Here is a 12,156-nt window from a genome sequence, read left to right on the forward strand (position 1 = left end):
GATGAATGGATGGAAGATAAAGCTTACTTAACCGAGAAGGAGATGGGAAAATCCGCTTTTTGCGCATGAATTTACAGAAAAGGACTTGCCTAATCTCTTGTATTGCTGAGCTCTGTGCAATTTCTTCAGTCCTACTCCATGAACCAAAGCAATAGACAAAAAGAAAAGGTGTTAGCACAAAGAAAAATTTTATAGCAAAGGCAAGAACCATACTAAGCACATTAAATAAATTTCTATGGCATTTTCGACGCTTCATTTTATTAAAAAGGACATCTGCAATCCGATAGCACCAATAATGAATCTTACGGCAATACAAGTACTTTCTCCACCACTTAGAGATCTTATTCATTTTGGAGATGTACAATACCGCTTCTGCAACCAGGAGGGATGAGGTTACTGTAATAAGCAAATCAACCATATCATCATAGATTGATTTCTTGAAATTAACATAAACGAAAACAACAAGGACGACCTTGACAAAAATTAATGCTGCAGCAAATACCTCATAATAGTCGGGCATGGATGAAATTCCTCTACCCAAACCATACTTATTATTTTTAAAAATAGTGTTATATGCATTTTTGTCACATACTGAACGACGAATTGAATCATTCACAACCTGTTCTCTCCTAAAACCCCAGCCATTTAAAATCAAAATTATCGTCAAGAAGAATAAAACACATTCAACAGCAGACACGGTGTAAATAAGAAACGAAATTGAAAACTTATCAGGCAAAGAAGAATTTTCAGTCATCGCGTAAATAGCAAAAATAAAATCGCCCGAATCACACGTTGTATGAATCAATACATATCCAAAAACAGTAAAGATTGCTAAAAGTGCAACAAATAATTTCAAAAAAAGCTGTTGCCCATTATTTGCATTTTCTGCAAATTGACGATGCAAGTCCGTCAGCAAAACATCTTCCTTTTCCAACATATCATAACCTCCATTTTTGAAGGCCAATAATAGAAAAAGACGACTGCATCAAAGCAATCGTCCCTAGCAATCACGTATTTTCCATTAGAAGCGTTCTTAAAAAACTATAACAAACCTATCTTTCGTTCCAGCTGATGATTTCCTGTTCCAGTTTGACGTTATTATCCTGCATGTACTGTGCAATTTCAACATATTTTCCAGATTTAATCAACCCATTAGCCTTTATCCGGTCGTTTTCGACAAGAGGCTTGCAGTATTTTTCGTATTGTTTTAGCTGGTCAACGCTCATGCAATACGGTTTGAAGTCTATTCCGGTTTTCAGCTTTAGGTTTTCAAGAATCAAAAAGCCATCGGGATCAATGTCACCGAAGTGATAAAATTCCAATGATGCATTTTGTTGTTGTACCAACCGGATAAAATTGCGCTTGGCAGTATTATGATAGCCGCTTAGATAAACAAAGAACGTATCATCGTGCTGAACACGATTGAACGACGTTAAGTTTTCAACCGTCATCAAGACGTTTTCAGAGATTTCAATCTTCGTTATTGTTTTGAGGGCCGTAGAAGGTAAAGCCAACGGTCTTTCTCGTAAAACGTTTACAACGTCACCGTTATCAAAGACAATCTTTGCATTGCCTTTGAAATGCACATACGAGGGATTGGGATAGACGTTCAATTCTTCCAGGATTTTCTTTTCAAATTCTTTGGGATCCAATTCCTGAGAAGCCAATTCATCAAACGTACCACTCTCGCACAAAATCTTGCACACCTGGGATCTATAGGACCTTTCCCAAAGTTTTGAATCGTGAGCGACTTCGATGGACAATTCACGTTCAAGAATTTCCTGTTGATTGTTCAGGATGTAATCAAGGAACTTTACAATGACTTTTGCAGTATCCAGAGGATAGGATTCTTTTTTACCTTGATTGATGCGTTCAATTTGCGCTTTACAAAAGCAGCTTATAACAGCATGCTTCTCCAGGCAAGATGCATAGAAATCCAAGGCTTCCTGCTGAAGGACTTTTTTTTCTTTTACGCCAAGAATGTCGCGGATTTGATTCCAAGCATTTTCTGTATCGACTGCGAGGATTTTTGCAATGCGATTTCCAGAGCAAACGATTTCAACGAAGCCTTCCTGCTGAAGCAATGCGGCTTCTTGCTCAAAATTTTTGACCTCATCTACATCTGCAAAATCATCTTCGTACTGGGCGAAGATCTTTGACGGCTCTACTGCAAAGGATTGGCGAACAGAGTTTTCGCCTTTATAGCTTTTGCTCTTTTCATACTTCTGCAAAAGCTTCGTCAGAATCAGTTTTTGTCGAGCACTTAGATTCATACAACAGACTTCCTGATACCTTCTTCTGCATAGGTGTATTTGCCATCGGAATACAACGCCACCGTATTGTCAATATGGCTACCAATGCTGTCAATTTTCTCAGGCGGAGCTGCATAAAACACCTGAAAATGATTTTCTTCTAGGAATCGGACCATCTGCTCAATTCGTTCCTTAGACAAGGCCGAGAACGCTTCGTCGATGAAAGCGACGCGAGCGCAATTCTTTTCCTTAGGGTAGAACTGCATCAAGCTGGCGGCAAGAATGATGAAGTAAGGCGTTTGTTTTTCGCCACCGCTCGCGGAGCCTTGCTTTTGAGAAAGATCCATTTCTTCGCCATTCTTACGGCGAATACTCATATCGTAAACGAAATAGTTTCTGTAGTCCGAATATTCCATTTCATCGGAGCCCTGCTGCAGAATATCATCCAAGAATTTCTGGACATCCGCATTAAACTTGTCTTGAGAAACCTTCTGAGGATTAAAAAGATCTTGATTGAGAACACTTTCAAGATTATTGCAAATGTCAAAGAAAATCTTTCGGTCAGTCCGTTCTTCCATTTTGAACTGATAGAAATCAATGCCAAACGGAATTTTATTCAGTTCCTTATTGATGACATTAATTTCATCCCTAGCTTTTTCGATATTTTCCTTCAGTTCCGCGATAAAATCATGGAGGAACGCATTGCGCAGTTTTGTAGAAGCATCTTCCAGTTTGTTCTTTGCTTCATCAAGTTTTGCATTGGCAATATCGCGATACTCTTCTCGGTAGAAAGGAATGAATTCAACACCGGTATAAGTCAAGTCACGTTCAGCAATCTTGTTATACTCAACTTGAATTTTGCAAAGAGCATCTTTACTTCGTTCCAGCTCCGAATCGGCCTTGGCAACTGTATTCTTGTCAAGAATGATGCAGTTCTGTTTTTGTTCAACAGCCTTTGCATACGTTTCAAGCATTTCCTGCTCAAGTTCAAGGTTCTCACGCACCAAGCCCTGATAATCTACCATTTTACTTTCAATGTCCCGATTTAATTCCTTAATCTTTTTTTCATTTTCAATTAGGGACGTTTTATTACTACCCACTTGTTCGCTCAAACCGTCGCTTATCTTTTTAAACTCCGCAACCTTCTCTTCAGCCATTTGAATTTCTTGCATGGCACGAAGCATTTCCGGACTCTTCTTAAGAACTTCAATTTCATTTGCAATCTGTCCAAGTTTCCCCTTCAACTGCGGGATTTTCTCTACAGATTCAAAATCATATTCTTCCGGATCCCATTCAATATTACTACACAGGCGCAACAAATCTCTCAATGCGTTAATTTGATCAGCAAGGCTCTGCAGATTTGCAGCGGTCTGTTCCTTTTCACGCTCCTTCATCTTCAGCTGCATCTCAACAACATTCTTGCCCAGGCAAGGAACAACTTCATTGATTTTCATCATAGAAGCTGCATAGCTCTTAGCCAGCAAACCATCCTTCATCAAGCCGCCCTTCGGGTAATCATGAAGTTCTTCGATGGTATGGCAAAGATGAATTCCATTCAGCAAATAATTGGCATACTTACGGGCAGCCTTATTCTTAATTTCAAGAATCTCGGCGGCAGAATCCTTTTCAATGTCGCTATCGGGGATTTTATCAGACAATATCACATTTGCGTTAGTGAGCTTTTTATCCTTAAGGATTCTCAAAGCCACATCGCAATATTCGTCATCGACAATCAGGTAATAACGTTTACGTCCAAGGAAAGTTTCAATAGCCTTACGCCAGCTTTCATCCTTGATTTCTTCCACCAGTTCCGCAAAGAAACGGACTTCTGACTTAATTGAGCGATTTTCAAATTCTTCCTGAATCGCAAGCTTAGCACTTTCCGCGTCACGAGGGTAAATGACTTTTTGAGCCTGCAATGCCTTGATATCTTTATCAATATCAGCAAGTTTTTCCCTACATTCCTTCGCACGGTCCGCCAAACGAACCTTATTTGCCGTATATTCTTCGGTAATAGCCTGAATTTGATTCCCAAATTCAATGAATCTAGTCTGCTTTTCAGACGCGTCAACACCTTCTTCAGCCAGATTCTTAAGAACTTCCTGAGATTCCCTAGAAATCTGGATATCGTTTTCAATTTGCGGGAGCAATTGCGTTATGGCAACCTGGAGATTTTTCAAATCAGCAATAGCCGATTCGCAAGCACTAATATCGTCCTTACATTTCTTCAGATCATTATTCTTATCATCTAGCGAATCACTGAGCGTTCTATTGGAATCCTTAACCTTAACAAGGTTCTCACGAGCAGCCTCTAAATCAAAATCTACAGTTTTCTTCCGTGACTCCAATTTGCACTGTTCAAGCACCAGCGTTTTAGAACGGACCTCGCAAGCACTCAGGTCCTGCTTATCCTTCTGAAGATACTGGTAGCTAAACATCATCTTACGAATTTTCATGTACTTCAGCTGTTTTTCGTAAGCGGTTGTTGCAGTTTCAATTTTCTCCAAAAGCTCCTTGCGCTTTTGGTTATTCTCCAGCATTTGCAGGGCTTCGGTATAATGATTTTTCTGTTCCCTCAAAGACTGCAGGGAATTCACATCATTCTGAACAAGAACGGAGTCCTTCACGAACTTTTCCACATTCTTTTCAGGCTTAAATGCCATCATCTTCAGGATCTTTTCGACATACTTTTTAAAGTCACCATCACTAACGCGAAGGCCCAACGCTCTTGCAATCGCAGACTTTGCCTTTTCGCGGCCAAGCATTTCCGAAGCCTTTACAGGAATTCCCTTTCTAGTAAGGTTCTTCCCGCTGGCAATACTTAGCTTTCCATTTTCTGCAGTTCTGAAATTAAAATCCTCAATCTTTGCATTTGGGAAAATAAACCATTTAGATTCAGCAGAATCTTGAGCAGATCGGGATTCAATGTTCACTCCAACGACAAAATCACCTTCTGTGGGGGAATTGAATTCCATTACAATATAACTGACTACGGCATCCTTTCGAAGGTATCGATCTGCGCCATTTGTCTTTCGGTCGCCATGAATATAAGCGTTTACCGTTCTTTCCTTGTCATCGGCAGCACGGTTAAACTGCGTATTGGCGAACAGCAAATAAGACATGGCGTCAAGAATCGTAGTCTTTCCGGTGCCATTAACGCCAGTAAACAAAGTAGAACTACCCAATTCAATGCAAACGTTCTGGAAGCAGGACCAGTTTATCAGAAGAAGTTTCTTAGCGGTTTTACGGAATTCCATGATTATTCTTCCTCCCCTTCTGCATCAAAGCTATCATCCACAATATCTTCGTTTTGAGGACCTGCATTTAGCATTTTTTCTCGGACACCTGCTACAAATGTGGCAAATTCAGATTCATCCAATGCGAATTGAATAGACGGGTAAAGAACAATCACGCGTTCGTTATCAGGAGCATTCCAATTGACAAAAATCAAATTGTACCTAGCGAAAAGTTGAAGCGCAGTTTTCAAATTACTCTTGATATCAAAAGCGCCCTTGAATTCAAACTTTTCAAGTTCCGCATTCAATTCCGGGAACGAGGTTGTGATTTGTTTGGATAAAGAACCCGATTGAACCTTATCCATATACAACGTCCACAAACAGCAAAGAATGATACTCTGGAACTTGTTGAATTTCTGCTTTGAAACAACGACATCGGTGCTGTTATTCTGGAGCATCACCACCCCATTATCCTTCACCACAATATCAAAGCCCATCAAATCCAAATAATCCGAGAACAAACCTTCGTTGGATTTAACAAAGAAAAACATCTTGCGATTATCATCATCCATATCGCGAACAATGAAGGTTTCTTTCAAAAGACGGCGGCAACATTTCTTGAATACCAACTTTTCGGAAGCTGTAAGATCATCCCACATTTCATTAATTGTTGACATCTTTCTTTGCCCTCCAATGTCGAATCTTGAATTCATCCGATTCAACAAAATCGTCATCAATTTCTACCAAGTAGCCGTTATCGCGAGCGTATGTCACGGCAGCCATAGATGCAAGAACATCCTTTTTGTCGTTCAAGCTTAAATCAGAGCTATCGACCTTACCATTGGCCGATTGACTATCCAGGAATTGCTTCATCAGCTCCTTGGAATACGGATTATAAGATTCATTCTGCAACTGAAGCTTTTGACGTTCCCGTTCTTCGGCACTCATCTCCACCACGTCGGCCTCGATATTCGTTTGAATACTCTGGTTTTTATGAGGATAATGGATCGATGTTCTATCCACAAATTCGTAATCATGGATATGGAAAAGGTACTGGATTTCTTCGTCAATCTTATTCAGTTTGTCATCATCAAGATTCTGCACCAGATAGCGAACCGTTTCTTCCACATTGCCGCGATTATCCCGGCCCTTATTTCGGAGAATACGCTCACGGGCTACCGCAATCTTGATATACGCATTAATCTGATCCTTAATGCGCTTCATAATTTTGTTGTAGTCATCATGGAGAAAGCGTCTAGTACTATCCAGCATCCTGACGACCTTATCTTCTGCAATTGTCCTGGAGCAGCCTTCTTCGTCCATAACACTTTGCGTAAGGGATCCAAAATATCCGATTCCCTTGAATTCCTCTAATCGTCTAGAAATCTTTTCGCGATACAGATGGATATTTTGTTGCTGGACAAGGCGCGAATATTCCTTAATAAAGTCCCCATCGCAATACTTGATGATATTCTCTGTCAAGCTAACCAAGGAACCTTCCCTGAGCATGCCCTCAATGATCTTTTTGATGGACGTGGCCAGTTTCTTTAACGCCGATGAAAGTTTACGAGCCTCATCGTACACAGGCGTCAAAATCAACTTGTACGGGTTCTGTTCACCCTGGGACCAATGCTCCAAGGTGTTATAAATCGTATAGATAGAAACGGAGAATTCCGACCGTTTCGGATTCTTTAGTCCCTCAATAAACTGGGACAAAGCAAGACCGTTATCCGTCATTACGATGGTCTTTTCCAATGTGGAATCATCGGTTTCTTCTTCTAGCCAGCCGGCATCAACAAAACGACGAATGATAAAATTCGCCTTGACATTCCATTCTGATTCTCCAGCAGATACTGCTGAATTATTTTCTTGGATATCAATGTGATTTTCTAATAGGAATGCTGCGATCGAGTCACGGACAACATCACGAGCGATCCTATACGAAATTTCATCTTCGTACAGGCCATAAATCTTCAACAAAAGCTCTGAATACGCAGCCCTATTTGGGTTGCCACTTCCAAGAATTGTGAAGAAATCCGCTGGGATTATGTCAAAAACACTATGCACAAGCTAAAACTCATTTTTCCAAATGTTTCGCCTTGCTTTCGATTTCTCGCAATTCAGCCATATCAGCATCATCGGCCTCAACAGCCTCCTGAGTTCTACGACGTTCGGCAAAGGCATCATATATTTCGGACACATGATCTTCCATCTGTTTATTGGAAATATGCCCCTTATCCCGCAAAACACTCTTATTCTGGAAGTTCAGCAAGGCATCAACGTTATCACGCCAAAAATCAAGAGTCAGGTCCTTACGCTCCTTCACCCGCAATTCAGCAGAATCCAAAAACAGGACTGTCAACCGATTCAACGAATCAATTTCATCACTGGACAAATAATTTTTTGCAATAAAAATATCCTGTTTGCGCACCACGTTTCCTTGCCATGACGTCAACCCCATATTCGGTTTTTCAGCAGCGGCTCGATCGTATATAATCTCTGCAGCAGTTCTATTGGCAACCGCGAAAAGCAGCTTGTTCTGGGTTTCGGCAAAGAACATCTGCGTAGCCTTATCGGATGCATCGTAATCACTGCTTAAAGCAAGTAAATCTCGTACCTTCTGATAAAAACGTTTTTCGGAGGCTCTGATATCACGAATGCGCTCAAGAAGTTCATCAAAGTAGTCAGGACGGCCATCAGGATTCTTGAGTCGATCGTCATCAATATCAAAACCCTTAATCATGAACTGTTTAAGGTGCTGATTCGCCCAAATACGGAACTGAACTCCTCTTTTGCTTCGGACCCTAAAACCGATAGCCAGAATCATATCCAAAGAGTAAAACCGTACGTTGTAATTCTTACCATCATCGGCAGTTATTAAATAATCCTTAATAACTGAATTTTCGTCTAACTCTTTATCCTGCAAGACATTGGCGATGTGTATGTTGATATTCGGCACAGAGGTGGCAAAAAGTTCGGCCATCTGTTTTTGGTTCATCCATACATTACCATCCTTGGCCATTAAGGCGACTTTTGCCTTGCCATCAAGGGTATTGTAGATGATGATACTCCGTTCCGCATTCTCCACGGCATTGCCTTTTTCGTTTTTTTTCGTCATATTACGCCTAATTTTTCCGGAATTTGCCTGAATTCACATTCCCCATAAATATACCTTCATTCAATTGTCAAATTTTGTCAAACCGCGCTATATTTCACTGCTGCGACGAAATTTTCTTCACTGGCAATGGCACCGCAATCTTGTAGAAACCTTCAAAAGCCTTAATTTCGTCGCTTTGGCTGATGATGGAGGCATTTTTGTCGAAGAAATTTGTGCAGGAACATTTATCCTCAGCGATTGCATCGGGCGTTTCGCCATCATCATTTTCTTCTACCTGGATAACTGGGTAAACAATCACGCAATCAGGGAATAGCTTACCCATTTCGCCTTCGACAGAACATTTTCCCCAACCTAAGGCGTCCAGAATTTTTCTATCTCTCGCATATCCGCTAATTTCACGAACATCATCAACAATTCCCCGATTTCCCTTTTCATATCGAGGCTTATACTTAGCATCAAGAATGATTTTTTCGTCAGTCTTAACATAGTCCACTTGCGTTTTGTGGCGACCTTCTACTTGGAACTTGATTTTCCCAGGATAAGCCTCATTCAGTTTATGGAAAACATACATCTCGTAAAGACGGGACATGTCAATGCAATATGGTTGGATGCTATGATCATTTCGGTTGGTCGAGCCGGTTTCGATGTCGTAATCAAAGTAGCGCAGGATCCTCTTCGCAACCTTTATCGCCTCAACATAATGTTTGAAAAGTTTGCTGTCGGATATCGACTTCACCTGCGATACGTTTACTTCGGCGGAAACGTTCTCAAAAGTAGATTCCAAGGTACTGATATTTTGAAAAATCTCGTCAGAGACATTTTTTTTAAGGCTAGGGATGCCAAGCAGAGAATCTTTTGCCAATCCTAACGCTTTTTTCAGGAGACGATTTTCAGGGATATCTACAGTAAATTCTTGATATCGGCAAAAGACACGATCTTCTCGTTTGTTCAAGATATTCTTTTTTAGATGACTCTGAAAAAGAATGCGCCCGCGGACTTTGGATTGAAGATTTTCTTCGCGCATCAAGTACCCCTTGCGCAAACCACTTTTGGTCAGCTGGACGAGCAAAGACAAATAATGCAACAGCAACAATGGCGTAATCAAGTTTTCTTGATTTTGCGGCAACGCAATAGAAGGCGCATCAACATCTATGGAATAGTAATTCGAAAAATACTTCGCTTCGTGTAACGACGATACATTCAACGCAGTAACAAACATGCTAATGAAATCCGTTGAACATGAAGAGCTATCGGAATTGTTCATATCCTTCGGAACCACTTGAAATGGGATAGGCTTTTCACCGTCAATCTTCAACCATCCGGCGCCGATATAGTAGCTCGTCTGTAGATTTCCGTTAACGCCAAGATGAGGCTTGGCGCAGCACTTTTTCTCTTTTTCAGACGCAACAGCAAACGCCCTGCGAATGTCATCTTTACGATTCTCAAGGTCGCCGGTCACTTCAAAAGTACCGTGTTCTTTTGCCGTCAGAAACGATTCCATAATCACCTGGATTCTTCTGCAGGTGTTTTACCGACTACTTTCTTTTGAAAATGATAATTGAAATCATCAAATTCCTTCAGCGAGGCGGAACGTCTCAAAAGACCATCTTTCTTGTATTCCCTTAAAAGAGGAAGAACCTCATATTCCCATTTCATCTTGAGTTCATCTTCTGTTTTCGCCATAAAGTAGCTATGACCGACCATCAAGTCGTCAAAGTCAACATCCGGGGCGACAACATCAGGGCTTTCCAAGAAATTTTTCACATCATTAAATTTTGCTTTTGCAATTTCACCGAGATTCTTATTGCCATTGTAATATGAATCAACAGCATCTTCATTCGCCTTCAACGTTACAAAGGCAAATCTGCGGCGTACAGCATAGTCAATAGAGCCTACGCTACGGTCAGTTGTATTCATTGTACCGATGATATAGAGATTGGAAGGGACAGAGAATTGTTCCTTTGAATAAGGCAATGTCACTTTCAACGGATGCTCTGCACCATCTCGCTTATCGGCTTCAAGCAAGGAAATCAATTCACCAAAGATTTTGGAAACGTTTCCTCGATTGATTTCATCGATAATAAGAACGTAATTCTTATTTTCAGTTTTTTTGGAGGAACTAAGCTTGTATTCTTTTTTAAGATACTTAACTACACCTTGGAAATAGCCTTTCCAACTTTGAAAAACAGTTTCACCAGACAACTCTCGCACCATATTCTCACGGGTAAGAGTTCCTTGATGATGCAAATCATCCTCTTTCGTTCCGGTCCAAAGAGTCAAATTTCCTTTTTTATTCAAAGAAATACCAAATTTACTTTTACTCTTCTCATTGCCAGAATCAAGGATCAAATACTTCTCATAACCTACATAACCGTCCTCTTGCAATTTCTTTACAAGTTCTGCGTATGCAGATTCAAAATTTGATGATTCTTGTGTTTTTGCTTTATGGCAGATAGCCTTAAAAATACCCGATTGAATTTGATAAGAAATCTTCGTTTCTCCGTCAGATTCTTCATCACAGATCGGTTTAATACCTTCAACAAAATCTTCATAGTCCATCGACTGATGGAACGTTACAAAAGCTATTTGTCCATCATTGCTTACATAGCCATCTTCGTCTATTTTCATCAAGCATTTTTCATACTCAGCCATAACTTTTTGATGATTGTCAAAATTTTTAAAAGTCGGACTTACAATAGACAAAGCCAAAGCTGCAGTTGCATAAGTCTTTCCAGTTCCGGGAGCGCCCTGAAGAACAACATTCTGCTTATATTTCAACAAATTAACTTGACTATCAAAAGCTTCATTATCAACAATCAATTCATCAAAATCCAATTCGTCATCTTCAACAGGAGCTTCTTCTTTCGCATTATAGTCAACCATAAATGCATCGTATATTTTTGACGCATTCAACTTGCTGTTATAGGCAAAAGGCTTTTCCTGATTAGTCTTATCAAGAACAAAGGCTATTGTTTGATCTTTCTTTTCTCGGCCTTTACCAGCATAAGAAAGATTATCTTTGAAACCATCAGTGAAGCTGCCATCAGAATTTTTCAATTCTGCAAGTTTGAGATTTCCTTCATCAAAAAACAACTGAACATCATAAGAATTTTGTTCTACAGTTGCTTTACTATTTCTAATAAAAACCCGCCTAAACAATCCAGAATCAGCCTTGTATGTATCACGATTACAAAGCATCTCTTCAGTAAATTCAGGTTCATAATCAATCTTAAAGAAAGCCTGATGAGTCTGGCGATGACTTTTTACAACCAAATCCATCGTCAACTTAAAGTACTTTATATGAGAAAAGAAAAAAGACTGTTTTCCTATACTTTCCAAAACACATTCAAATGTTCGTGCCTTCAAAGCAGAATCATAATTCATTGCCTTCCAAAGATGCACTTTTCCATCACATAGAAGGAATACATAGTCACCTTCATTCAAACCACCAAAGCCATCCCATCCTTCATCAGATTCATAGATTAACTTTGCTACCTGATCTTTTCTTTCTTTTTTTATTTTTCCAAAGAAAATATTCATACATTCTCCA

The 12,156-nt window shown here is 40.0% G+C and carries 8 protein-coding genes; all 8 read right to left on the reverse strand.

The features are described from left to right. On the reverse strand, window positions 1-937 hold a 937-nt coding region (locus BUB59_RS05970; protein ID WP_143160257.1), incomplete at its 3' end, for a hypothetical protein. A gap of 115 nt (window positions 938-1,052) precedes the next feature. Further along, window positions 1,053-2,231 carry a Wadjet anti-phage system protein JetD domain-containing protein gene (locus BUB59_RS05975; RefSeq protein WP_159433331.1) on the reverse strand — a complete coding sequence of 393 codons (1,179 nt, stop codon included), beginning with the start codon at window positions 2,229-2,231 and terminating at the stop codon, window positions 1,053-1,055. A gap of 38 nt (window positions 2,232-2,269) precedes the next feature. Then, a complete protein-coding gene (locus BUB59_RS05980; RefSeq protein WP_073227017.1) occupies window positions 2,270-5,509 on the reverse strand; it encodes an SbcC/MukB-like Walker B domain-containing protein in 3,240 nt (1,079 codons plus the stop codon). A 2-nt stretch (window positions 5,510-5,511) separates the two neighbouring features. Beyond that, complete coding sequence (locus BUB59_RS05985) at window positions 5,512-6,165, reverse strand: DUF4194 domain-containing protein (RefSeq protein WP_159433332.1); 654 nt, start codon at window positions 6,163-6,165, stop codon at window positions 5,512-5,514. Further along, window positions 6,152-7,468, reverse strand: coding sequence for a Wadjet anti-phage system protein JetA family protein (locus BUB59_RS05990; protein ID WP_143160258.1), 1,317 nt, complete (start codon window positions 7,466-7,468; stop codon window positions 6,152-6,154). Before BUB59_RS05990 ends, BUB59_RS05985 begins: the two co-directional genes overlap by 14 nt. Before the next feature lie 97 nt (window positions 7,469-7,565). Continuing rightward, entirely contained in the window at window positions 7,566-8,606 is a 1,041-nt protein-coding gene (locus tag BUB59_RS05995; RefSeq protein WP_073227025.1) for a virulence RhuM family protein, read from the reverse strand. Between the two features lie 94 nt (window positions 8,607-8,700). Continuing rightward, the gene (locus tag BUB59_RS06000) at window positions 8,701-10,107 is read right to left on the reverse strand and encodes a 5-methylcytosine restriction system specificity protein McrC (RefSeq protein WP_073227029.1); all 1,407 of its coding nucleotides are present in this window, start codon (window positions 10,105-10,107) and stop codon (window positions 8,701-8,703) included. 2 nt (window positions 10,108-10,109) lie between these two features. Next, on the reverse strand, window positions 10,110-12,146 hold the full coding sequence (locus tag BUB59_RS06005) for an McrB family protein (RefSeq protein ID WP_073227033.1): 2,037 nt from the start codon (window positions 12,144-12,146) through the stop codon (window positions 10,110-10,112). Between the last annotated feature and the right edge of the window lie 10 nt (window positions 12,147-12,156).

The organism is Fibrobacter sp. UWEL, from assembly GCF_900142535.1.
In the GTDB taxonomy this organism is placed as follows: domain Bacteria; phylum Fibrobacterota; class Fibrobacteria; order Fibrobacterales; family Fibrobacteraceae; genus Fibrobacter.